Annotated in this window: 20 protein-coding genes and 1 pseudogene; 13 read left to right on the top strand and 8 right to left on the bottom strand. The window is 31.7% G+C overall.

Translation table 11 applies throughout. The features are described from left to right. The first annotated feature begins 39 nt into the window (after nt 1–39). Nucleotides 40–936 (top strand): cation diffusion facilitator family transporter, encoded by an 897-nt coding sequence (locus ACI48Q_RS09225; protein ID WP_474918790.1) that lies wholly within the window; start codon nt 40–42, stop codon nt 934–936. Nucleotides 937–1,257: 321 nt separating this feature from the next. After that, a complete protein-coding gene (locus ACI48Q_RS09230) occupies nt 1,258–2,163 on the top strand; it encodes an SPL family radical SAM protein (RefSeq protein WP_474918791.1) in 906 nt (301 codons plus the stop codon). Between the two features lie 214 nt (nt 2,164–2,377). On the opposite strand, the gene ACI48Q_RS09235 is transcribed toward ACI48Q_RS09230, so the two are convergent. Then, nucleotides 2,378–2,809 (bottom strand): GNAT family N-acetyltransferase, encoded by a 432-nt coding sequence (locus ACI48Q_RS09235; RefSeq protein WP_474918792.1) that lies wholly within the window; start codon nt 2,807–2,809, stop codon nt 2,378–2,380. 139 nt (nt 2,810–2,948) lie between these two features. On the opposite strand from ACI48Q_RS09235, the gene ACI48Q_RS09240 reads away from it, so the two are divergent. Further along, on the top strand, nt 2,949–3,176 hold the full coding sequence (locus ACI48Q_RS09240) for a hypothetical protein (RefSeq protein WP_474918793.1): 228 nt from the start codon (nt 2,949–2,951) through the stop codon (nt 3,174–3,176). 501 nt (nt 3,177–3,677) lie between these two features. Here ACI48Q_RS09240 and ACI48Q_RS09245 read toward each other — a convergent pair. The 4 genes from ACI48Q_RS09245 to ACI48Q_RS09260 are packed head-to-tail and all read right to left on the bottom strand — an operon-like array spanning nt 3,678 to nt 8,220. After that, the gene (locus tag ACI48Q_RS09245; protein WP_474918794.1) at nt 3,678–5,099 is read right to left on the bottom strand and encodes a 4Fe-4S dicluster domain-containing protein; all 1,422 of its coding nucleotides are present in this window, start codon (nt 5,097–5,099) and stop codon (nt 3,678–3,680) included. A gap of 11 nt (nt 5,100–5,110) precedes the next feature. After that, on the bottom strand, nt 5,111–6,283 hold the full coding sequence (locus tag ACI48Q_RS09250; protein ID WP_474918795.1) for a SpoIIE family protein phosphatase: 1,173 nt from the start codon (nt 6,281–6,283) through the stop codon (nt 5,111–5,113). Beyond that, nucleotides 6,283–7,971 carry a [Fe-Fe] hydrogenase large subunit C-terminal domain-containing protein gene (locus ACI48Q_RS09255; RefSeq protein ID WP_474918796.1) on the bottom strand — a complete coding sequence of 563 codons (1,689 nt, stop codon included), beginning with the start codon at nt 7,969–7,971 and terminating at the stop codon, nt 6,283–6,285. Before ACI48Q_RS09255 ends, ACI48Q_RS09250 begins: the two co-directional genes overlap by 1 nt. A gap of 3 nt (nt 7,972–7,974) precedes the next feature. Continuing rightward, a complete protein-coding gene (locus tag ACI48Q_RS09260; RefSeq protein ID WP_474918797.1) occupies nt 7,975–8,220 on the bottom strand; it encodes a (2Fe-2S) ferredoxin domain-containing protein in 246 nt (81 codons plus the stop codon). 125 nt (nt 8,221–8,345) lie between these two features. Here ACI48Q_RS09260 and ACI48Q_RS09265 point away from each other — a divergent pair, with 125 nt between their 5' ends. The 3 genes from ACI48Q_RS09265 (at nt 8,346) to ACI48Q_RS09275 (ending at nt 13,275) form a co-directional block, all read left to right on the top strand. After that, nucleotides 8,346–9,299, top strand: coding sequence for a LysR family transcriptional regulator (locus ACI48Q_RS09265; protein WP_474918798.1), 954 nt, complete (start codon nt 8,346–8,348; stop codon nt 9,297–9,299). Nucleotides 9,300–9,584: 285 nt separating this feature from the next. Beyond that, nucleotides 9,585–10,424 carry a hypothetical protein gene (locus tag ACI48Q_RS09270; RefSeq protein ID WP_474918799.1) on the top strand — a complete coding sequence of 280 codons (840 nt, stop codon included), beginning with the start codon at nt 9,585–9,587 and terminating at the stop codon, nt 10,422–10,424. Between the two features lie 166 nt (nt 10,425–10,590). Next, entirely contained in the window at nt 10,591–13,275 is a 2,685-nt protein-coding gene (locus ACI48Q_RS09275; protein WP_474918800.1) for an FAD-dependent oxidoreductase, read from the top strand. 248 nt (nt 13,276–13,523) lie between these two features. Here the strand turns inward: ACI48Q_RS09275 and ACI48Q_RS09280 are convergent, their stop codons facing one another. Further along, a complete protein-coding gene (locus ACI48Q_RS09280; RefSeq protein WP_474918801.1) occupies nt 13,524–14,075 on the bottom strand; it encodes a TetR/AcrR family transcriptional regulator in 552 nt (183 codons plus the stop codon). A gap of 242 nt (nt 14,076–14,317) precedes the next feature. Here ACI48Q_RS09280 and ACI48Q_RS09285 point away from each other — a divergent pair, with 242 nt between their 5' ends. The 6 genes and pseudogenes from ACI48Q_RS09285 to ACI48Q_RS09310 all read left to right on the top strand — a co-directional run bounded on the left by ACI48Q_RS09285 (nt 14,318) and on the right by ACI48Q_RS09310 (nt 21,027). Next, entirely contained in the window at nt 14,318–15,019 is a 702-nt protein-coding gene (locus ACI48Q_RS09285; protein WP_474918802.1) for an ABC transporter ATP-binding protein, read from the top strand. A 10-nt stretch (nt 15,020–15,029) separates the two neighbouring features. Continuing rightward, complete coding sequence (locus tag ACI48Q_RS09290; RefSeq protein WP_474918803.1) at nt 15,030–18,437, top strand: FtsX-like permease family protein; 3,408 nt, start codon at nt 15,030–15,032, stop codon at nt 18,435–18,437. 324 nt (nt 18,438–18,761) lie between these two features. Further along, on the top strand, nt 18,762–19,031 hold the full coding sequence (locus ACI48Q_RS09295; protein ID WP_474918804.1) for a CD3324 family protein: 270 nt from the start codon (nt 18,762–18,764) through the stop codon (nt 19,029–19,031). 147 nt (nt 19,032–19,178) lie between these two features. Then, a complete protein-coding gene (locus ACI48Q_RS09300) occupies nt 19,179–19,736 on the top strand; it encodes a GNAT family N-acetyltransferase (RefSeq protein ID WP_474918805.1) in 558 nt (185 codons plus the stop codon). A gap of 230 nt (nt 19,737–19,966) precedes the next feature. Beyond that, nucleotides 19,967–20,331 (top strand): annotated as a pseudogene (locus ACI48Q_RS09305) (ArsR/SmtB family transcription factor). A gap of 24 nt (nt 20,332–20,355) precedes the next feature. Beyond that, entirely contained in the window at nt 20,356–21,027 is a 672-nt protein-coding gene (locus ACI48Q_RS09310) for a nitroreductase family protein (RefSeq protein WP_474918806.1), read from the top strand. A gap of 388 nt (nt 21,028–21,415) precedes the next feature. On the opposite strand, the gene ACI48Q_RS09315 is transcribed toward ACI48Q_RS09310, so the two are convergent. Then, entirely contained in the window at nt 21,416–21,517 is a 102-nt protein-coding gene (locus ACI48Q_RS09315) for a MetS family NSS transporter small subunit (protein WP_474918807.1), read from the bottom strand. After that, nucleotides 21,518–23,029 (bottom strand): sodium-dependent transporter, encoded by a 1,512-nt coding sequence (locus ACI48Q_RS09320; RefSeq protein ID WP_474918808.1) that lies wholly within the window; start codon nt 23,027–23,029, stop codon nt 21,518–21,520. Nucleotides 23,030–23,763: 734 nt separating this feature from the next. Between ACI48Q_RS09320 and ACI48Q_RS09325 the strand changes: the two genes are divergently transcribed. Further along, nucleotides 23,764–26,115, top strand: a complete 2,352-nt coding sequence (locus ACI48Q_RS09325; RefSeq protein WP_474918809.1) for an ABC transporter ATP-binding protein/permease — start codon at nt 23,764–23,766, stop codon at nt 26,113–26,115. Nucleotides 26,116–26,226: the final 111 nt, after the last annotated feature.

The raw sequence follows: 26,226 nt of genomic DNA on the forward strand, positions 1-26,226 counted from the left end.
GATGATATGATGAAAATATTTTTTGAAAGGAGAATTAATATGAAGGATTTATCGAAAAGCAGTAGAGAATCCTACGGAATGTTTGTTGGTATGATTGGCATTCTCAGCAATATTTTACTGTTTATTTTTAAATTCATAATGGGGCTGTCATCAAACAGTATCTCAATAACTGCGGATGCCTTCAATAATTTGTTGGATGCCGGATCTTTTGGTATTACCTTGGCAAGCTTTAAATTGGCTAAAAAACCTGCCAATAAAAAATATCCTTTTGGCTATGGAAGGATTGAATATATATCTGGATTTATTGTAGCTTTTTTCATCCTTATAGTGGGACTGGAACTTATTAAAAGCTCTATACACAAAATCTTTCATCCCGAAAATGTTGTGTTTAATTGGGTTACATTAATTGTTCTTATCCTCTCAATTTTTGTAAAGTTAGGTATAGGATTGTTTAACAGATATGCAGGTCAAAAAATAGACTCTGTGGCTGTTAATGCCTCCGCTTTAGATAGTTTATGTGATGCCCTTGTAACGACAGTTACATTATTCTCCTATCTCATGGCTCATTTCCTAAATTGGCAGATTGATGGATATGCAGGAATCATAGCTGCTTTGTTTATACTGTATTCCGGATTCAAGGCAACAATGGATACATTAAAACCTTTGCTGGGTCAGGGTTCTGATCCTAAAGTGGCAAGTGAAATCAAAGAGATACTTCTTGCAAACAAGAATATTATAAGTGTCCATGATTTAATGTTGCATAATTATGGACCGAATCGTTTTTTCGCATCTGTTCATGTAGTAGTTCCATCAGATGAAAATTTACTTGAACTCCACAACGAATTGTTCTGGGCTGAAAAAGAAATAGAACGGTCGCTTAACATTTATATCAATATCCATCCCGATCCTGTAAATCCACCACAAGCAAATAATTGATATGAACAATATTCCCTAAGTGTAGCTACAACTAAATGTGCTTCGTATATATACCTATTGATCTCTTAAAAATCACTTATGATTTCAGGAAGTATTGTTTTCGGAAATTCGATTATAGACATATTATGAGACACACAGTAATAAAGAAAGATGATCTCGGATAGTAACGTATAAGTTGAAGTCCAATTTTAATATTGCATTAAAACGTGCCATTAATTTTATTGATTTCTAAAAGAAAGTTGTGTAAAATTTTAGTAATAATAGAAACTCTACTAGAGCATATAAAAAAAGAACTATGGGTTTAAAGGAGGAGGGTTGGATATGGGTAAAGACGTAAGATATCACCAAATTACCTGTGATATAGCAGCAAATAAATTAAAGAGAAAGATCCCATATGGATGGGATTTAAATATATATCGGGGTTGTGAGCATGGATGTAAATATTGCTATGCAATTTATTCAAATAAATATATGGGCAGTGATAGCTTTTTTGAGGACATTTACGTTAAGACAAATGTGGTAGATCAGTTGGAAAAACAACTGAGAGCAGCAAGTTGGAATAGAGAGATTATAAATATTGGTGGAGTAACAGATAGCTATCAACCAGCAGAGGCTACACATAAAATAATGCCTGAAATACTTAAGCTACTTATAAAGTATAAGACGCCAGCTATTATCTCTACTAAATCAACTCTTGCTTTGAGAGACTATGATTTAATAGATGAACTATCGAGAATAACCTATATCAATGTGGTGGCCACAATTACTACAATGGATGAAAAGCTAAGATTGAAGGTAGAGCCAAATTCAGCTCCTTCAGTAAGTAGATTTAATATGCTAAAGGAGTTTAGAAAAACTAATGCTTCAGTAGGGGTTCATCAAATGCCTATCATGCCTTATCTTACAGATACTTATGAGAATATTGATGCCATGTACTCCTATGCAAAAGAGAGCGATGTCCATTATGTATTGCCTGGAACTCTGTATTTAAGAAGCCAAACTAAACAGTGTTATTTGGAGTTTATTCTTGAAAACTTCCCAGAGCTATATGAAAAAATAGCTGCGCTTTATAAAAGAGGAGGAGCAGGGAAGGAATATAAGGATGAGTTATACAAAATGGTGAACTTATTAAGAACTAAATATGGTCTCTCTGGTAGTTACACAGCGCCGATGAAAGAAAGGCTTTCTCAAGGAGAGGATACCTGTGAGCAATTAACTTTGTTTTAATTTAGGCCTTTGTTGTAGGGGTAATAATAAATCAGAAGCAGTTATCTCCATGCTAAGTGGTGTACTTAAACCCTATGCAGGAGTTAGCGCAGCCATCCTAATCTTCACAAAAACAGGAGCAGGTAGCACACAAGGTTTGGTTCTATGATATGAAATCAGATCAGATAGTTATAAAATACAAGAAATAGAAGACAGTGACATAGCAGATATCGTTCTATATGTTGTTGGGGTTAATAGACTTACTGCAATAATTTAAGTCTTTTCTTTCTTCCCAACCTTGTGATTTCCAAAATGAATTTCCAATTTCATTTGTTTTAAAAACAACTAATCCTGCCTTAGTAATTCCTTCTCGTTCTAGGGCGCAATATGCCGCTTCAAGCAGAGCTTTTCCTATGCCATTATGACGGTACTCATCATTGACAGCAGTATGATAAATATATCCTCTTCGACCATCATGTCCACAAAGTATTACTCCAACTATTTCATTATTAACTAAAGCAATAAAATTTGATGTGGGATTTCTTAACAAAAATTTAGATATTCCCTGTTCTGAATCGTCTAAACTTCTCATTCCCATACCATTTGTATTAGACCATAATTTATATACTTTTTCATAATCATTTATTGTCATTAATCTAATCCTCATCATTTTTCTCCTTATCTAATATAAATAATTAGTCAATTACATAATATAGCAATCGTTCATCGCTATGTAGTCATCGCTCCTCTTAAATACAATATTTTTCAATGATTTAATTGTATATAACATAAGCAGCAAAGTCAAATTGCTTAACACTATAGTAATTTATGGAGATTTAGATTATATAGGAGAGGAAAATGACAAGAAGTGTGGATGTTTTCATTGCTTAAAGATATTTAATCAAAAAGAGATTGAGAGATGGGTTGACTATATAATAAATGCTGGCTTCATAATTTTATCCATAATAATAGCTATCTATCAAGTATTTTCCATTACAAAACACTTGATAGATAGCCTATTTCATGACATTTAGTTAGAAGGGTATAATTAAATGGACTGTTTTAAAAGTATCTTTCATCACGAGATACCTCCAAAACAGTCCTATGTTTATGACCTTAGTCATAGGGGCGTAAATAAAGCTTAGACCTCTTTTAACTGCTCACTTCTAGGAACTAACTTAAGCTTTATACTAGATTAGAGCTACTATATAAGTTTTAATAATGAAACTACATAATACAAATAGATTTTTCTTTTACAGTTTATTTGAATTGAACTTCATATTATTGCTGTGAATACCATTTGCAGAAATCTTAGATTTACTTGGGCTGTATGAAAGTAAAAAGCGTTAAGAAAGACAACTTGTTCGAGTGAAGCGAGTTGTTGTCTTTTAGCTTTTTGCTTGAATAGAGCCTTAGTAAATCAAGGTTTCGAAACGGTTGAACAGTAATAATATGAAGTTCTATTTAATTTAATTTTTATGATATAACTATTTGTATAATGTATAAACTTAATTGGAACTTATATATAATAAAAACTATACAAAGTTCAAAATTTCAATTGCATCCTGTATTGTTTTTTCCATAGCCTCTCTGCCATAGTCATCAACTAACCTTCTATCTTTCGGATTGTGGGTTAAGCAGGCAGCACCTCCTATGCAACCATCGTTGCAGGCCATGCCTTCAATAAAGTTTTCTTTTAATACACCTTTACTAGCTTTTAAAAGTGCACTTCTACATTCTTCAATACCACTACAAGGAATAGGGGAGACTTTAAAATCTGTTACTCCTTGTTCTTTTAAGGCCTCTACTACTGCATCTGACAAGCCACCGCTTCTTGCAAAAATTCTTCCAAAGTAAGAGGCATTATCTAGCACATCATTTGGTAGATTTGAAAGATTAATATTTCTACTATCAAATAGTGCTTGAAGCTCTTCAAAGGTTAGAACCACATCCACATATTGTTTAACTATATCTTTTTTAACTTCAGCTTTCTTTGCAGTGCAAGGTCCAATAAATATTACCTTACTATCAGGGTGAATTCTTTTAATATACTTTGCTATTTCAGCCATAGGGGATAGATTATGAGAAATATGCTCCTTTAAATTAGGAAAATTTTTCTCAATGTAGGCTACAAAGGCAGGGCAACAAGAACTAGTTAAGAATTTCTTTTCTACCAGTTCCTTAGCTTCCTTGTGGGCTACCATGTCCGCACCAAGGGCTGTCTCTACAACATTGTAAAACCCTAGCTGTTTAAGTCCTGAAACTACTTGACCTATCTTAGCATTTTTAAATTGTCCTGTAATAGAAGGGGCAATAATGGCATAAATTTTATTATCGCCATTGCTCTCACGTAGAAGTTTTATGGCATCTAATATATAGGATTTATCCATAACAGCACCAAAAGGGCATTGATATACACAGGCACCACAGGCAATACATTTGGACTCATCAATATGAGCTTTTTTATGTTCATCCATAGAAATAGCATGGGCCTTGCAGGCATTTTCACAGGGGCGAACATTTTTTATAATTGCACTATATTGACAAGCGTTTAAACATTTCCCACAGCTAATACATTTTTTATGATCTATAACTGCTTTATGAGAAACAAAGGAAATAGCACCTCTTGGACAAGCATTTTCACATCTATGAGCAATACAGCCTCTGCAAGCAGGACCAACAGAAAATTCAGTGACAGGGCACTCATCACAAGCAATATCTAAAACTTCAATTACATTGGGATTATTTTTATTTCCACCCATAGCAAGTTTTACACGTTCATTTAAAATAGCACGCTCTTTATAAATACAGCAACGCATAGTAGCTTCTGGACCTGGTACAATTTTTTTAGGTATATCTAGCATTCCACCCTCTAAATTATCTTCAAAAGCAAGCTTTGCAACTTCTTTTAACACCTCATATTTAAGGGCTTGAACATTAGTATCAAATAATCTCATGATTCTACCTCCTAACATAAGCTTATTTTAACTTTTTTATCCATTTTCATTAAAAGACTTTTTAATTCTCTTATAAATTCCATCTTAATTGATGAGTTAATCTTCATACCATCTATTTCATGACCAGGATTAATTGCTTTACCAATAAAGAAATTTACATCTGTAGCTTCCTCAAAAAGCAACTTTGCAAGTAGGGAAGCACCATCAGTTTTATTTTCTAAATCAAGGGAAATTTTACTATCCTCTAAGTACTTTCTACCTAGTTCTACTACTTTACCAAGGGTAATAACTCCTTCAGTAACTAAATCCACACCCTCTATGTGGGCAATGGCAGGTATTTCTTCATCCTGAGAATTGGTAACTATTTTTATAGGTTTATTTAAATAGTTACTAACCATTTTTGAGGTACTCCCACCACATACTATCTTTTTACCTACCTTAGAAAAAAACAGTTTTAGTATTATATTATCCTCTTCTTTTTTCTCAGGAGGGCCTATAATAAGGTTTACTACCTGTCTTTTCCTTATCTTAAATACTGCAACCGTTGAGTCATCCTGAGGAGTACCAAGAGATAAATCCATGCAGGCATCGGCAATGGTGGAGGCCATTCTCTGAGGTGACATACTAGGGGTATACCATAGTTCTATATATTTAATAATTTCATCACGCTGCCAACCATTTATAGTAACTCGTCCAAGACCAGCACTAGTAATGCCATCTGTAAGTAAAATAATCATATCTCCAACTTGGAGTTTTATGTTGCTTTCATAGATTTCCTTCTCCCCAATAATCTTACAGGTGGATGAATAGGAATAATTTTTGCCCTCTCTCACTAAAATTGCAGTAGGGTTATCAAACTGAGCTAAATAAGCATTATTGTCATAGTGATAAAATTGAAATATTGTAAAGGTTGAATAGGCAAGATTTCTAACCTTACATACAGGTAAGGTCTTTGCTACAGTATACACGCTATCTTCAATAGACATATTTCCAGCCATCATGGTACTTAAAATTTTCGAAGTTAGTGTGGCCAAGATATTTGCCTTAATTCCGCTACCAAGTCCATCAGAAAGTACAATTGTGGTGGTATCCTCTTTCTTTACCATGGTATAATAATCTCCACAAATTTTTTCACCATGCTTATTGAGGCTTACAAATCCACACTCCATAAATATGTTTTTCACTAGTCTTCATCCTCCTCAAACATAGTGTTTTTCAATTCATTTAAGGCTACTTGTGTTTCAGCTGTGGTTTCACCAAGTAGGGAAGCGATTTCGTGAACAATACCTATTTGCTTTTCCAATATTTTATCAGCAATATTCTTTGCGTTATTTCTTGAAGCTAGAAGTTTTTCTCTCTTTAACTGTTTCTTGGTTATATCCTTCATTATGCAAATTACTACATGGCTGTTTTTATCATATACTAGCAGCTCTTCTATGTATTTTTCATATTCTGCTAAATAAATCTTCTTGCTTATCCTACCTTCCTCTTTAGAAATTACATTGACAAAGTCAAACTCGTCCATAATTCTTGACACAGGTACACCGATAATATCTTCACTTCTAGAAATTCCAAAGATATTACAGGCAGCTCTATTAATTTGTTGAATCTTTAAATCCATATCTACAGCTAAAATTGCATTTGGAGTTGCACTTATAATTTTGTCAGAGAAGGATTCTGCTTTACTCCTCATATAAGGAAGGCACATGGTTATTTCGGCCTTGCCAAAATATACTGCAACGGCTTTTTCTCTACAGGTATGATATCCACAGGTACCACAATTAAGTTCATCACTGAGACTATTTCTACCCATTTTTTTAAGTATAGCTGCAATATCACTTTTGCTAGGAGGAAGGTAAACAATCTCTTCACTCTTAATTTCCTTATAGAGATTCATATCTGTGTTTAAATCATAATCACAGGAAGTTTCCCTATTAAGAGCAAGTTCTTCCACCTTTATTTGTGCATTTATAAGGTTTAATTTATTTTTACCTTTTGTAGGACCATTAACACAACTACCATTGCAGGCACTCATTTCGATGAAGCAATTCTCAAATTTCCCTTCCTCTATTTCAGTCAGTGCATCAATGCAATTATCTAGGCCGTCTATAGGAATGTATTTATAATCTGTATCTATATTCATGGTTCTAATTATTCCACCAGCCACAGGAAAGAATCTAGATAAGTATTTTGCAGAAGGTGTATCCTTCATATTAGTTACGTTAATCTGTTCTTCTTCAAGCCACTGATTGAGCTCATCAAAGGTCAAAGCCATATCTATTAGTCCAGGATAGTTTTCGACCTCATCTTTTTTAGAAATGCAAGGGCCGATAAACACCACCTGAGCATTGGGATTCTCTGATTTAATCAACTTCCCATGAGCTTGCATAGGGGATAAAACAGGAGCTAAATTTCTAAGAGTATTAGGATGATGCTTTTGAATTAATTTAACTACTGTGGGACAACAAGAAGAAATTATTGTTGTTCCGGTGTTTTTAGCTATGAGTTTTTCATACTCACTCTTTACTAAAAATGCACCTTGTGCTGTCTCATAGGCATCTGAAAAACCTAGTCTTTTTAATATATCCTTAAATGCTTCAAAGGTTGAAACATTATAATTTGCAATAAAAGAAGGAGCAACACTAGCAATAATATCTTTATCTCCTCTAACTAAATTTTTAACAATTTCTAAGTCGTTTCTAACTTCTTTAGCATCTTGAGGGCAGGTTAAAATACAATTTCCACAAAGTATACAGTCTCTTTCTAGGATTTGTGCCTGATGGTCCTTAACTTCGATGGATTTAACAGGACAATTCCTTACACATTTATAACAATTTTTACAGTTGGCCTTTTTTAATTTTAAAATACTCATATGTTAATCAACCTTCTTTAAAACATATTTATTAAAAACCTCTGTTAAATTTTCCTTTGTTACTCCAGTTACAAGCTGCTCGTCCACTTTTATGGTTACTCCTGCTTTACAATAGCCAAGACAAAAGGCAACCTTAACCTGAACCTGACTATCTAAGTCTTTTTCAGTTATCATTGCCTTTAAGCTATTCATTATTTCATAAGATCCTCTAACATGACAACTGCTGCCTATGCATACTGAAACATCCATTTTACAGCCTCCTTTAAAATGTTCATTAATAATTTTAACTAGAAATCATCTGTGAGAATTGATAAAATATTCACATTATTCTCATTGTAACATTGAACTCTAGGAGGGGGTAATGTATAATTTATATGTCAAATATGTTTAATAATGAATGGATGATAGCTATGAATTTATTACACTTAAAATATATTGTAGAAGTTGAAAAGACTAATTCCATCACTAAGGCTGCTCAGAATTTATTTATGGGACAACCTAATTTAAGCAGAGCTATTAAGGAACTTGAAAAAGAGATTGGAATAACTATTTTTAAGCGCACTGTTAAAGGGGTTGAACCAACTAGAAAAGGTGATGAGTTTTTATCCTATACAAAGGCGATTTTATCTCAAATTAATGAGTTAGAATCTTTATATAAGCCTTGTGAATCTGATGTCATAGAATTTAATATATCTGTTCCTAGAGCAACCTATATTTCTGTTGCATTTTCAGAATTTCTTAACTCCTTTAAAGAGGAAAGAGAAATAAACATATTTTTTAAGGAAACAAATTCCATGGGAGCAATAAATGATGTGAATAACGGAGATTCCAATTTAGGAATTATTCGTTATCAAAAGCTGTATGAAAGCTACTTTCTATCCTTTTTAAAGTATTCAGATTTAGAATATGAACCACTTTGGGAATTTGACTTATGCTTGCTTATGTCAAAAGACCATCCCCTTGCTCACCATGAAGATATACCTTATTATGATTTATGCGACTATACAGAAATTGTACATGGGGATTTTCAAGTACCTTCTCTTTCTCCTAGTGAAATTAAAAAGGATTTTAAGGCCAAGTTACCTTCGAAACGGATTTATGTATATGAGAGAGGAAGTCAATTTGACTTATTACAAAGGGTGAAGGGCTCCTTTATGTGGGTATCTCCAATTCCACAGGATGTTTTAGACCATCAGAATATGATTTTGAGAAAATCCTCTGCTGGTTCTCTTGTGAATAAGGACATTATAATTTATAAACAGAATCATGTCCTCACACCACATGAAAAGCTGTTTATTGATAAGGTGAAGAAGTTTACGAAAAAATAAAGAGAGAGATTCTTCTGGGGGGCTTCGCCTCCACCATGAAAACCCACGATAGTTTTGCCGTGGGTTTTTTATATTTTATTTATAAACTCATCATAAAATTCTCGCTTTAGTTTAAGTAGATTTAAGATAATTGTATATATAAGGATTAATTATATATATTTAGAATAAATAGAAAATTTTGATAAGAAACCGATTAGATATTGGTTATTTATGTTAACATTATATAGTATTATGTTAATATTAGGAAGATTTATTAATAATAATTTGAGAGGAGGGACTTATAGTATGAATATTCCTGTTTGGCATTATGTACTTTCAATGTCAATTTATTTTATTTTTCTGCTATTCATGATTGAATTCATGAAGAACCACTATAAGTTTTCAGCTGTCTTTTGGGTTGCTTCATTATGTACTTTTCCAATTTGGCTTATGGGAGGTGTAAATGGCTGGTTTCGTTGGGCAAAAACATTTAGTGCTATATTTCCACTTGCAATAGGTGGATTCTTCCGATTAGCTGATCAAGAACAATATCAAGGTAAATTTTGGGACTTCATGAGGAAGGATTGGATAGTTTGGTTTGTATATTTGGTATTATTCTTAAATATTGCTGAAGCTACACTAAAAGATGTTGCTTTAGGAAACTATGCTAATGCACTTTGTGGCTTATTATTATGTGTTACTATTCCATTCCCAAATGGAAGGAAATTCTTCAAATTAAGTGATGAAGATAAGAGTATGTTTATAGCTTATACTACTGTAGCTTGGAATTTTCTATATACAACTTGGAATTTATGCTTTGTATATGGTGAAACTGGTAAATACTTTGCAAGCTCTATATGCATATTAATGGCGGCAGAAGTGTATCCAATTATTAAAAGAAAACCTGAACTTTATATAGCTGCTCGTATTTATACATTATCAGCTCATGTGCTAATTAGAGCTTGTTTCCCTAACTTATTTCCAGCTGTAATGGATGCATCGACATGGATGAATGCAGATGTGTTATATGTATGGGGAATAGTTAACGCTATACTAATAATTCCTTATGTTTTCTGGTATATATGGCAACTGCATACAGGAAAGGCTGAACAAAGCTTCATCAGAGGTAAAATTAAAGCAGTATAGGTATTATTCCAAATTATATATAGTTAGTAATTATAAAAGTAAGGACAAGTCTTCCTATAACCTGTGAACTAATATTTATTTATATAAAATAATAAAAAATATAGAATATAAGGGGGATAGATTTAGTGAGAGTTTGACTAATACCTTCTCTCACTAAAGAACAAATATGGCAAAAGAAAAAGTACTGGAGCTTGCCAACAAGATTAGTAAGACAAAACGTGGTTCAAAATCAGAAATTACAGAGAACCATCCGGAGTATAAAGTTCTAGAGGCTGTTGTTACAGAAGAAATGGCAGAGGTAGCCCTTTGTCTTGAATTTCGTAAACCGCAAAGCGCAGAAGAAGTTGCAGCTCGTTGTGGTAAATCTGTAGAAGAAACATCTAAAATCCTATGGGAATTAGCTATTGCAGGTGGTTGTCTAATAGGTAACAAAGATGGTGTTGATAAATATTGGCTTGAAATTTGGGTTCCTGGACATATGGAACTTATAGTTAATCATCCACACAAAGAAAATATTAATAATTTTACCCAAGTAGGTCAGGCTTTTGATGAATACGGAAAAAGAAAAGCACCTGTGGCAGCTGGTATTTTTCCAGTAGGAAAGGGGCCTATGCGTGTTATACCTATAGAAACAGCTATTGAGGGAGAAACAAGAAGGGCATCCTATGAGGAAATTTCTCAATATCTAAATAAAAATACTGTTTTCTCAGTTGCAGACTGTTCTTGCCGTACAGCAAGGGAAGCCATGGGTGAAGGTTGCGGACACTTAAAAGAAGATATGTGTATCCAGCTTGGGGATGCTGCTGAATATTATATTCGTACAGGTAGAGGTCGTGAGATTACCCGTGAAGAAGCCTTTGATATTATAAGAAGGGCCGAAGAAAATGGTCTTATGCATCAGATACCCAATACAGATGGTTCAGGCAAAACTCATGCAATATGTAATTGCTGTGGTTGTTCTTGCTTAGCTGCTAGAAATGCAGCAATGTTCTTACACAATGATTTTGTTCGCTCAAATTATATATCACAAATAGACAAAGATAAATGTGTTGCTTGTGGGGAATGTGCTGAGGTGTGTCCTGTTAATGCTTTGAAATTAGGACAAAAATTATGTGCTAAAACACCAATTATTGAGGAGAAAAGAGAAGACTTCCCATCAAATACTGAATGGGGACCAGATAAATGGAATGTTGATTACAGAACTAACAGAGAAAATGTCGTTAAAACTGGTACAAGTCCTTGTAAAACCAATTGTCCAGCAAACATAGCTGTTCAAGGATATATCAAGCTTGCTTCTCAAGGAAAATACAAAGAAGCCCTTGAACTTATCAAGCATGAAAATCCATTCCCCGCAGTATGTGGACGTATTTGCCCACGAAAATGTGAATCTGCTTGCACAAGAGGTGATATTGATGAATCTGTTGCTGTAGATGAAATTAAAAAATTTATAGCAGAACAAGATTTAAATGTGGATCATCGTTATGTGCCAAAGAAAAGACATGAATATGGTAAAAAGATAGCTATTGTTGGAGCAGGACCTTCAGGGTTATCTTGCGCTTTCTACTTAGCAATTGATGGATACAAGGTAACTGTATTTGAGAAGCAAAAAGTACTTGGTGGTATGCTAACACTAGGTATTCCTTCTTATAGATTGGAAAAGGATGTAATAAATGCTGAAATAGATATCTTAAGAAAATTAGGGGTAGAATTCAAAACTGGTGTTGAAGTAGGTAAAGATATGAGTCTTAATGATTTAAGATCTCAGGGTTATAAAGCCTTCTATCTTGCAATAGGTGCTCAATCCGGAAGAAATCTTGGTATAGAAGGAGAAGATGCCCAGGGTGTTCTCACTGGAGTTGATTTCTTACGTGAAGTTAACTTAGGAAATGAAATTAATTTAGATGGAGAAGTTGTTGTAATAGGTGGTGGTAATGTAGCTATTGACGTTGCAAGAACTGCTACTAGGGTTGGTGCAACTAATACTTCTATGTTCTGTCTTGAAGGTAGGAAAGAAATGCCTGCTTTAGATGAAGAAATAGATGAAGCTCTATCTGAAGACATTGAAATAAATAATTCTTGGGGACCGAAGAGAATTATAACTGAAAATGGTAAGGTAGTTGGAATTGAATTTAAAAAATGTATTTCTGTTTTTGATGAAAATAGAAGGTTTAGGCCAAAGTTTGATGAAAACGAAGTTAAGATTGTTAAGGCAAGCCATATATTAATTTCTGTTGGACAAGGAATAGAGTGGGTGAATCTTTTAGAGGGAAGTCAGGCAGAATTAAATCCAAACAAGACAATAAAGGCAGATTCCTTCACCCTACAAACAGGAGAAAAAGATGTATTTGCAGGTGGAGATGCAATGACAGGTCCAAGGTTTGCAATAGATGCCATTGCTATGGGTAAAGAAGCATCTGTTTCAATTCATCGTTATGTTCAACCAGGTCAAAGCTTAGTTAATGGACGTGATAGGAGAGCTTATCATGCACTAGACAAAGAAAACTTAACCCTTGAAAACTATGATCGTATGCCTAGACAAAGAGCACTCCATGTAGATGGTAAGAAATCAAAAGAAACCTTCAAGGATTTACGCTCTACCTTCACAGAAGAGCAAATGAAAAAAGAAACAGAACGTTGTCTTGGCTGTGGAGCTACAGTTAGAGACGAATACATGTGCATAGGTTGTGGAGCATGTACACTTAGATGTAAGTTTGGAGCCATATCACTTGTCAGGAAATATGATGAGGAAGGTGTGGAACTAGAAAAACTTAAGCCTATAATTATTAAAAATATGATTAAACGTAAAGGTAGAATCACAGTTAGAAAAGTGAGGAAATTTTTTAAATCATAAAAGGTAGATATATACAATGTAATTAGTAATTTTATTTGGCATACTGGTAGCCTCCCGTGTTTTTAATTGTGCCGTAACTTTTATATATCACGGAACCTATCAGTGTGCCATATTTATTTTTTGGTAATATTACCAGCTGGGCTTTTTATTTTTCAAAAGCCTCTTTTTTATAGAAAGTACAAAATTATTTATGTATTTTTTATATCTTAGCATCAGGCTTTAAGTGAATATTCCTTAATACTAAAACATTAAGGATGGAAAGAGATAATATGGTTTATAATGTTAACTATTTCCTTAGGAGATTCATTTAAATCCTTTTCCAGCCATGTTTGAACAACTGAAACCACGCCTCCTACAGAGTATTTTATAAAATAATCTAAAAACACATCATCAACTTTTGAACTGCTAACGATCTTATCAATTTTAGATTTACTTGCTATGTAAATAATACGGTCCATAATGTTGTTTTCCATTTGTTTACTGAATAATATCTTGCATAATTCTTTATTTGCCTCAATCAATTCAAGGGCTTTAAGTAATAAGACATCTTTATAATCTTCAACTGGGGTTTCTTCAATATATTCTAAGATTTGATTAAATAATTCATCCTCTAGTGATTTAAGTAGGTCATAGGTATCTTTATAATGGGTGTAAAAAGTTCCTCTATTAATATCTGATTTTTTGCAGATATCAGTAACAGTAACTTCATGAATTTTCTTATGCTGAAGCAAATCAATTAAACTTTCTTTTATTATTTTTTTAGTATATAAAATTCTTCTATTTCCTTTAACTCCTGCCATTTAACTCATCCTTTTAAAATATTTACCAAAATGTTTAATATATTTACTAAAACAATTTTCGAGCATATGTTATTAAATGAACAAAAATAACTTAAATGTATATTTAATAACACTATGAAAATATGTGATTATTGTAACTAGTTGACATATTATTTATACTTAGTATTGTAGCATTAAATAAGCAAGGTGTCTATTTAATAACATTAAGTATTTGAATGTGAATACAGATAAGGGAGGGCAAGATGTCATATATAGAGATAATAGACGAATATAAAAGGTACAAGGTTGGAGAAACTACTATTGCGGCAAATAATGGTGTTAACTTCTCCATAGAAAAGGGAGAGTTTGCTATTATTCTAGGGCCAAGTGGTGCTGGTAAAACAACTGTGCTCAATATACTTGGAGGAATGGATACCTGTGATGAAGGTAAGATAATTATTGATAATGTTGATATATCTAAGTTTAACAATAGGCAGCTTACAAATTACAGAAGATATGATGTGGGGTTTGTATTTCAGTTCTATAATTTAGTTCAAAATTTAACTGCGAAAGAAAATGTGGAACTGGCTACACAAATTTCAAAGAATGCCTTAGATGTTGATAAAACTCTTGAATTAGTCGGACTTGGTCATAGAAAAAGTAATTTTCCATCTCAATTATCAGGAGGAGAACAACAAAGAGTGTCTATAGCAAGAGCTATAGCTAAAAATCCTAAATTGCTGCTATGTGATGAGCCAACTGGTGCCCTTGACTATAAAACAGGAAAACAAATTTTAAAAACATTACAAGATACATGCAAAAATACAGGGACAACAGTAATTGTTATAACCCATAATTCAGCTCTTGCACCAATTGCAAATAGAGTTATAAAAATTAAGGATGCCAAGGTTACAAGTATCGAAGTAAATAAAAATCCTGTTTCAGTTGAAGATATAGAGTGGTAGAGGGTAGAAGATGAAAAATAGAGCATATAAAAAATCAATAACAAGAGAAATATTATCTTCAAAAGCAAGGTTTATTTCTATATTAGCAATAATCTTCTTAGGAGTTGCCTTTTACTCCGGTATCAAATCAAGTGGACCAGACTTAAAAGAGTCCATAAATGAATTTTTTAGAAGGCAAAATTTAATGGATACCAAGATAGTATCTAGCATAGGTCTTAATGAAAATGATTTAAAGCCACTTGAAAATAACAATAAAATTCTAGATTACTTTGGAGCAAAGAGTATAGATGTAAATTTAACTAATATAAATAATGTTGTTAAGTTCATGGAACATAATCCAAAGAGCTCTGGTAATATAAATAAGCTTATTGTTACAGAAGGTAGATTACCTGAAAACAGTGGCGAGATATCTTTAGATGAGAATGCCTTAAAGGAAAATAAAAATCTAAAAATAGGTGATGAGTATACCATAGAATCTGATGAAGACTTAGATGAGTATTTTAATAAGAAAACTTTTAAGGTTGTTGGATTTGTGCAAAGCCCTATGTATATAGAAAATATGTCTAGAGGTACAACTAATGTTGGAAAAGGAAGTGTAGACTACTTTGCAATATTAAATAGCTCTGACATATCAATGGATGTATATACTGAAATATACATACGATTTAAAAATGTAGCTGGGCTTGGTGCATATAGTGATGAGTATAAAGAAAGAATGGAAGAAAATAATAAATATCTTGAAAGTTTATACTCAAATAGAACTGTAGAAAGAATTGAAGAAGTAAAATTAGAGGCACAAAAAGAGTTTGATAAAGCTTATAGAGAAATAGAAGATGGTGAAAGAAAGCTTGAAGATGCTCAAAAAGAAGTAGATGACGGTAAGATGCGACTTCTTCATGGTAAAAAGCAGTATGACCAATTTGTGGAAAAGTATCAGCAAGAAATTAAAGATGGTGAAGTACAACTAATTGAAGGACAAAGGCAGTTAGAGAATGGTCAAAAGGAACTTCATAAGCAAGAAGAGCAATTTGTACATGGTGAGAAGCAACTTAAGGCAGCAAAAGTTGAACTTGATAATGCAAAACAAGAATTCTTAAACCAAGGAATTGATCCTACACGAGATACAATAGAGTATAAAAAGCAAATAGATAGTTTAAATACTTTAATTACAACATATAATGCACTTTCCAATGATATGAAAGAAACAGCAAATAACCTTAAAGAAGGTGGCAAAGTTTCAAATGAAAAAATTCAGTATTGGAAAGGGGTTATATCTAACCCTAGTTTAGGATTAAATGAATTAAGTAATTTAGTAAATAGCTTAGAAAAAGACCCAACAAATATTTCTTTAGTGCTTAATATCTCAAAAGGAGTAGAAAGTGCTAGTAAAAGTGTAAGTGAAAATAAATCTAAGCTAGAAACTTTAGTAGCTGGAATAACTCAGTATCAACAAGGTGTAACTGCCTATGAAGAGCAAGTTAAAAGTTTTAATAAGGGAAAGATACAACTTGAAGAAGCTCAAAAACAAATAGATAAAAGTAAAGAAGAAATTATAAAAGGTAAAAAAGATCTTGAGGAAGGTAAAAAACAAGGGCAGTTAGAACTTGATAAGGCGAAGAAAGACCTTGATGATTCAGAGAAAAAACTTCTCGATGGAGAAAAAGAAATCAAGGAAAATAGAGAAAAACTAATAGATGGACTAAAAGAGATAGAGGAAGAAAAAGAAAAATTGAATGATTTAAATCATAGTAAATATTATTTTTTTGATAGAAATGATAATCCTGGTTACTCAACTTACAAAGGTTCAATTGGCAGCTTAGATAAAATAGCTTCAATATTTCCCGTGTTTTTCTTCCTAGTTGCAGCACTTATATGCTTAACTACAATGACGAGAATGGTGGAAGAAAATAGAGTAGAAATAGGAACACTAAAAGCTCTAGGATATAAAGATTTAGAAATAGCTAGAAAATTTGTAGTTTACGCAGCATTAGCCAGTATTGCAGGAAGCGTAATTGGTATAGTAGTTGGAAGCAGTATACTTCCTTACATAATTGGTGAAGCTTATTCATCTGCATTTACTTTACCAGAGGTTAAAATACACTATTATCCATCCTATATAATTCAATCGTTAGTAGCTTCAATACTTTGTACAGTAGGAGCCTCATTAATTGTATTAAAAGAAGAATTAAGAGAAAATCCTTCTAATTTAATGAGAACAAAAGCTCCAAAACTTGGGAAGAAGATATTATTAGAAAGAATTACTCCTTTATGGAGAAGATTGAACTTTAATCAAAAGATAACCTTTAGAAATCTTTTTAGATATAAACAAAGAATGTTGATGACCATACTTGGTATATCAGGTTGTATGGCTATGCTGGTTGCAGGGATGGCCCTTCAGAAATCTAACTCTTCAGTTATGGATATTCAGTTTGGCAAACTCTTAAAGTATGATGCTATGGTGGTATTTGATGATAATACTACTGAAAAAGAAGATGGAGCTTATAAAGAAGGGTTAAATAGCTTAAAAGGATATGAAGGCAGCTTAAATATTCATCAAGATTCAGTTACTTTTATTAAAGAAGAGGTAAATAAACAAACTGCTACTATGTATGTACCAGAAAATACAGAGGAGCTAAGTAAATACGTGTTATTAAATAATAGAGAAAGCAGCCTTGAATACAAACTATCTGATAATGGAGTAATTATAAATGAAAAACTGGGGAGAGTTTTAGGGGTATCTGTTGGTGATGAGGTAACTATAACAGATTCAGATAATAATCCTCATAAAGTTAGGGTAGATAACATTGCAGAAAATTATGCTGGGCATTATATATATTTATCACCAGCATATTATAAAGAAGTATTTAATGATGAGCCCATATATAATGCACAATTACTAAAATTAAATTCAGATAAAGAAGAGGATAACAAAATAGCTGCTACTCTTATGGAGAAGGATAAGGTAATAAATGTTACCCTTGTTTCAAAGATGAGAAGCTTAAGTGAATCTGCTGATTTAGGATTAGTTTTAATAGTAATAATAGTTGCTTCAGGAAGTTTAGCCTTTGTTGTACTATACAATTTAATAAATATAAATGTATCGGAACGTATAAGGGAGATATCTACAATAAAGGTATTAGGTTTTTATGATAATGAGGTTGCAATGTACATATTTAGGGAAAATATAATACTAACCATATTAGGAATACTTGCAGGCTCATTTATGGGTAAAATATTATATGTATTTTTAGTAAGTACAGCAGAAATGGATAATATGATGATGATACCAACTGTAGATATGAGTAGTTATGTAATCTCTGGCTTAATTACAATGGTTTTTGCAATACTAGTTATGATAATGATGCATATAAAATTAAAAAATGTAAATATGATTGAAGCACTAAAATCTGTAGAGTAAAATTTAAATCAAAGGGAGTCGTAAATTACTTTAAATCTTAATGTGGATTATAGGTGATTAAGGTAATTGTTTACTGTATAGCGATGTGGTAAAATATAGGAAATGTAGTTACTGTCATTTTTAGTATATTTGATTTATGCATGAAATATATTGGTTTATTATCTAGGGGGTGTAATTATGAAGAATAAAAACGGCTTTTGGCTCTATGCAGGATTAGTCATATAATTCAGCGGTTAGGTGTATAGAGCGCAAAATATAATCGCTGTTTCATTTATATATGACGAATCTGCAGTCTTGTGAATTATAATAAAAAGGAGCAGGATTATGGGACAGTATATAAATGCGAAAGATGTTTTACCCAAAATATTAATTCTTCAGATACAACAATATGTTGGTGGTAGTATAATTTATATACCTCAAAAGAATAATGATAAAAAATCATGGGGGACTTCTACTAATAGTAAAAGTGAAATTGTTGAAAGAAACAATGAAATCAAAGAAAAGAAGAAAAATGGCGCAACGATAGATGATCTTATGTCTGAGTATCATTTATCTTATGATACGATCAAGAGTATAATCTACAGAAAAAAATAGAAGAAAGCAGTCAGTTGATGAATTGACTGCTTTTGTGTATTTATATCTATAATTAAACATTGCATATTATTACTTAATATTTTCTTTTATACTTTAATCATAAATTGTGAACTAAAGATTGTTCAAATAACATGGAGGTGGGGAAATATGGAAAATGAAGGCAATAAAAAGCAAATTCATCAGCTGTTAAAGGGTAAAATTATTGAACTTGCTCCTGTAACAGAAAAACATATGGATTTTATATGTGATGAAGAAAGTAATTCAGAATTATGGTGTTATGAAGAATATGTTGAGACTGATAAGGACTGTATTCGAAAAAAATTTACTAAAAGAATTGAAGATAACGGTGTTTTCGACTTTATTGTCAAACGTAGCACAGATGGTGTACAGATGGGAGCAGCTTATATATGGCAATGTAGTTCCACGCGTAAAAGTTGGGAAATTGGATATGTTATCTTGCCGGAGTTTCAATGTAATGGGTATTGTTTAGAAAGTGCAAAGCTTTTAATATCCTTTGCATTTAATGAATTAAATGCCCATAAAGTTATAGGTATGTGTAATTGCGATAATCTCAGATCAGCATCGGTAATGCAGAAAGCAGGAATGTCAAAACAAGGCGTATTTAGGGAAGAATATCAATGTGATGGTAAGTGGGTAGACCAATTCTATTTTAGTATTTTAGAACGAGAATATTATAAAAATTAATTTTAGAATTATTTATAGTGAACCATATATTGAAAAACAACTGAACATATGTCAGTTGTTTTTATTTTTATGATGTATAGATTTTCAATGGTCTCGATTTTCTTTACCATTGAATTATTTTGAGTTTTTTTATGATACAATAGTTTAAACTTTTAAACTAATCATAAAATATTATTAACCTTGTAATAGCATTACAAACTAAAGTTTATACAAAAAGGAAGATCAATATTATGGATAAATGCAAAGAAAGAATGCTTAACTATCGAAGGATTTTAAAGATTGTCAAAAGGCTTTCACGGCATTAGGAGACGAAACAAGGCAACTAATTATCATTGCATTACTAGAAAGTGACTGTAATGGAATTAGGGTTGGTGAAATTACTAAAAGGACACATCTTTCAAGGCCAGCAGTATCGCATCATCTTCAAATACTAAAAGAGGCGGGAATTATAAACATGCGGCGAGAAGGAACAAAAAATTATTATTATGTTAATGCTAACGAAACACAGTGGAAGCAGCTTATGGAGCTTATGAATTATATATATGAAATAGTACAAGATGTTTCATGTAATAAAAGTGAAGAAGAATCATTTTAAGAAATTTCAATAGAGGAGGATATTATGGATATTTTTGAAGCAATTAAAACCCGTCATTCTGTACGTAGTTATACTGAAGATAAAATTGATAAGGAGACAGAAAGAGAGCTAAGAAAAATAATTGAAGAATGCAATAAAGAAGGGGATTTGAATATTCAATTATGTATTGATGAACCAAAGGCATTTGATGGTTTTATGGCACATTACGGGAAATTTAAAAATGTAAAGAACTATATTGCTATCATAGGCAAAAAAGGAAAAGATTTTGAAGAGAAATGTGGTTATTATGGTGAAAAAATTGTATTGAAAGCAGCTCAGCTAGGGCTCAATACTTGTTGGGTTGCACTTACCTATAGTAAATCAAAGGCAATTTATCAAATAAATAAGGGAGAAAAATTGTGTTGTGTAATTGCATTGGGATATGGTGAAACATCTGGAGTGGATCGTAAGACAAAAATAATAGAGGAACTTTGTCATGTAGATGGAGAGATGCCTGATTGGTTTAGAAAGGGTATGGAAGCTGTTCAACTTGCTCCAACGGCTATGAATCAGCAAAAATTCTTAATTACACTAGATGGTAACTTAGTAAAAGCAAAGGCCTTGAAAGGGTTTTATACAAAATTGGATCTCGGAATTGTTAAATATCATTTTGAGGTGGGTGCTGGAAGTAATGGATGGAAATGGGATGAAGCATAATATAGTCTAGTTGTATAATGTAGAAACTTCATTAATATTATTTTTAGCCTTGTATAACAAAATAAAAAGCCATCTAAGAATATTTTTAATATCCTTAGATGGCCTTGATATGGATAAATCCCTATCTAAATGACATTGAGATTACTCTAAGTCTTTTTAATAATTCAACTATACTATTTCTATTATCTTCATTTAATGATCCTGTGGAATCATATTCTAAAATTACTTTACTCGGTTTTAAAATAAATCTTGCTATGTCCTTATTCTTTCTTCATTAGATGATTTAGGTACTGGTATAACACCATTTTGAATATGCCATCTTAATGTTATTTGCGCTATACTCTTTTGATATTTTTCTGATACTTATTTTAAAGACTCAAGAATTAACTTACTGTTTTTCATTCTTAAAATTTATAACTAATGTTACTATTAATCCACCCCAAAGAATAGTTGCTCCTAATATTAAAAATGAGATAGCATAACCTGTCATTTATAAAACCTCCTTACTTTTTATATCTTGAGATTCATTTTCTGTCTTCCAAGGCTTCTTGCTTATTAATATTCCACCTATAATTCCTAATGCAATAATTGACCAACCATATAATAATAAAGATATTAAATCATATCCTCCATAAGGAGTTTTGAATTCTGTTATAATACTTTGAACTAGTGTTACTAATAGTAATGTAGGTGTAATATACTTTATAATAAAATCCCACCATTTACCTATTTTGAAATACGAAATAGCATTTGTATGTTCTCTTATTTCCTTAGGCTTAACTAACCAACCAATAACAAAAGCCTCTAATAATCCAACTACAACTATCCCATAGTTATTTATAAAATTATCCATAATATCTAATAAATATAGACCTGCATTTGTTGCAAAAGCTGTACTTATTAAAAACCCAATTACAGAAATACTTGTTACAACTTTTTTTCGTTTCCATCCAAATTTATCAATTATTGCAGCTGATATTGCTTCAACTAATGAAACTGATGAAGTAATCCCTGCAAATAATAGACATACAAAGAATAAAACTCCTAATATATTTCCCCATACTCCCATTATTGTAAAGACCTTAGGGAATGCTATAAAGGCTAGCCCAATTCCACTTGTTACTACTTCCTCGACAGGTACCCCTTCAATTGTTGCCATTACTCCAAGTATTGCAAATACTCCAATAGCACATAAAAATTCAAATCCACAATTGGCAAATGCAGTCATAAATGCACTGTTATTTATATCTGTTTTTTTAGGAAGATAACTAGAATATGTCATCATAATACCAGTAGCAATACTCAAGGAGAAAAATACTTGTCCATATGCTAAAATCCAAATCTTAGGATCTTTTACCTTATTCCAATCTGGTGTAAATAATGTATTTAATCCAACTTCTGCACCTTTTAATGTAACTCCTCTTACTACTATAATTATCATTATTAATAGTAAACAAGGTAATAATATTTTATTCATTTTTTCAATTCCTGCTTTTATACCTTTATAGCATATAAGCCAATTTATAAACCAAATTAATGCAATTCCAATTAGTATAGGAAAAACTATTCCACCTAGATTTAGAGGTGAATCAGATAATTTTAAAAAATCATTATAAAAGAATGAATTAGAATCTTCTCCCCATCCCTTATTAAAACTAAGGGTTAAATATTTCATTGCCATGCTTAATATCATGGAATAATAACATAGTATAATTGATGAACTAATTATTGACCACCATCCAAACCATTCAAATTTTTTATTAGCTCTTGCTAATGAAAGAGGTGTGGATCCTCTAAATTTATGTCCCATTCCATACTCTAATATTAAAAGAGGAATTCCTGCAGTAAATATAGCAAAGAAATATGGTATTAAAAATGCTCCTCCTCCACTTGAGTAAACTACATATGGAAATCTCCATATGTTACCTAATCCTACTGCTGATCCAACTGCTGCAAGTATAAAACCTACTTTAGTTCCCCATTGTTCTCTATTTTCTTCCATAGTTAAATCCTCCTAAGCTGAATTTTAATATTTATATAAAAAAAGTCCCATAGTTATTTATGGGACTTTTTAACCTAGGATATAAAAAAGCCCCATATTAATCTATGAGACTTATTTTGTCTAAAAAACAATACAAAAATAGCCTCATATAAATCTATGAGGCATATTTTATCTATAAAATATAAATTAGCCGTCATAGATATAATCACTTAAAGTAGCAATTACATCTATGACAGTAATAAATATAAATCTATCTAATCATACATGCAATTGCTATCTTAACTCGGCTAACAATAAGAGTACTCTATTGAATTTTGATTCTTTTTGAATTTGTGATTTTATAGTTTTCATAATATTTCCTCCCTTTAATAATTTTTTTATATAATAACATCATAACTTATACTTTGTCAACTTTTTTATTCTCAAAATTCTTTTATTTCTGTCATATCTTTAATCATATTAAGGTATCTGAAAGCAAATAATAAGTCAAAGATGGGAAGTATATTTTGAGTTAGACAAGGAAACAGGTTCCGCAGATAGTAACACTATCTAAGGGTTCTGTTAACGCAGTATAACACAAAATATACGAGCATTCTGACTTATTTATTTTTTGAAGATGCCTAACATCTCCTAGGTATAAAATAACGTACTAAGTACGTTTAAACTTATAAAAAGTTAATGTTGAGTTAATGTAGTATGTGTATATTTAAATTATTGCTAGAGGAGGTATGTTTATGCTTACGTTAAAAAACATAAAAAAAAGCTACACTACAGGTGATTTTACACAAGTAGCACTAGATGGTGTATCTTTAAATTTTCGAGAAAATGAATTTGTAGCTATATTAGGGCCAAGTGGATCAGGAAAAACAACATGCTTAAATGTCATTGGTGGACTTGATAAATATGACTTGGGGAATCTAATTATTAATGGGAAATCAACAAAGGAATTTTCAGATTCTGAATGGGATTCATATAGAAATAACAGTATAGGATTTGTATTCCAAAGTTATAATTTAATAGGGCATTTAGATATAGTATCAAATGTTGAAATGGGTATGACTTTAAGTGGAATATCATCTAAAGCAAAAAGGGAAAAGGCACTTGAGGTTCTTGAAAGAGTGGGACTAAAAGACCATATACATAAAAAGCCTAATCAACTTTCAGGAGGTCAGATGCAAAGAGTTGCAATAGCAAGAGCTTTGGCAAATGATCCAGATATAATTCTTGCAGATGAACCTACTGGTGCACTGGATACAAAAACCAGTGTACAAATAATGGAATTAATAAAAGAGATATCAAAAGATAAATTAGTTATAATGGTTACTCATAATCCAGAATTAGCTAACGATTATGCAGATAGAATTGTAGAGTTTAGAGATGGAAATATAGTATCAGATTCCAATCCACTAAATATTGAAACTAAAAAAGAAAAATACTCGTTAAAGAAAACAAGTATGAGCTTTTTTACAGCTTTAAAATTATCAGCAATGAATATAAAAACTAAAAAGGGGAGAACATTTTTAACAGCACTTGCATCAAGTATTGGTATTATAGGAATCGCTATTATACTTAGTTTATCAAACGGATTTGATGCTAAAATAGCAGAGATGCAGGAGGATGCACTAGCGGAATATCCAATTACTATATCCAAACAAACTCAAGAAATTACTAAAGAAGCTATGGAATCTAGAAGAGAAGAAATGAACGATAAAATGCTTGGAAAATCTGAATATGTAGATTCAGATGAAGTTTACTTATATGATTCAAGTGAAAATACACTGATACATACAAATAATATATCAAGTGAATATATAGATTATATTAAAGGAATAAACCCAGAAATTGTGGATACTATAGGTTATACAAGAATAGCATCTATGAATCTTCTAAGAAAATTTGATGATAAAATAGCACCTATAACATTTAACGCTAGTGATAAAAGTAATACGAATTCATCACCAATGGGCCAAATGGGATCAGGATTAGCTTCTTATCCAAGTTCTATAAAAGATAATAATACATCTTTTATAGAAAAAAACTATGATTTATTAGAGGGAGAATATCCAAAGTCAAAAACTGATTTAGTACTTATAGTGGATAATCAAAACAGAGTAGATGTAAATGCAATGAAAAATCTTGGAATAGATACAACAGATTTAGAGAGTATTAAATTCAAAGATCTAGTAGGTATGGAGTTCAAGTTAATATCAAACAATGATTATTATGAAAAAACACAATTTAATACATACATGCCTTCAAATGATTATGAAAAAATGTATAACTCAAATGATTCAGTTACATTAACTTTAAGCGGTGTAGTACGTATTAAAGAAGATGCAGGTATTTCTATGATAGGTGAAGGAATAGCCTATAGTGATGACTTAACTGAATTAGTTATAGAAAAAGCTAAAGATTCTGATATAGTACAAACTCAAAAAGATGCAGACTATAATGTAATGTCAAGAGAAGCTATTGACGAGGAAACTAAGAAAAACTTAATAGCATATCTTGGAGGAGATGAAACTCCATATGCAATTATGTTATATCCAAATAGCTTTGAAAATAAAGATCAACTTATATCTTATTTAGATGATTATAATGAAAATAAATCATCTGAAGATAAAATAGTATATACTGATTTATCAAAGATGTTATCAGATATGACTGGTGGAATTATGGATGGGATAACTATAGTTTTAGTTGCATTTGCTGCTACATCATTAGTTGTATCTTTAATAATGGTAGGTATTATAACTTATATATCAGTACTAGAGAGAACTAAAGAAATAGGTGTATTAAGAGCACTTGGAGCAAGAAAAAAAGATATCACTAGAGTATTTAATGCTGAAACCTTTATAATAGGAACTGGATCAGGGCTATTAGGGATATCAATTGCATGGATACTTACAATACCAATAAATAGTATTTTATATAAAATGACAGAGTTAGAATCAGTAGCAAAGCTAAATCCAGTACATGCAATATCATTATTAATAATAAGTGTTACACTTACAATGTTAGGTGGATGGATACCATCAAAAATGGCAGCTAGAAAGAATCCAGTAGAAGCACTTAGAAGTGAATAGAAAGTGATTATATAGGCTATCTTAAAGTATAAATTAAGATAGCCTATTAATATTTAGTATTTAGTATAAAATATAGTAGAATCATATTATATATCAATTTAGGAGGGATAT

This window comes from Clostridium sp. LXY-7, assembly GCF_056172015.1.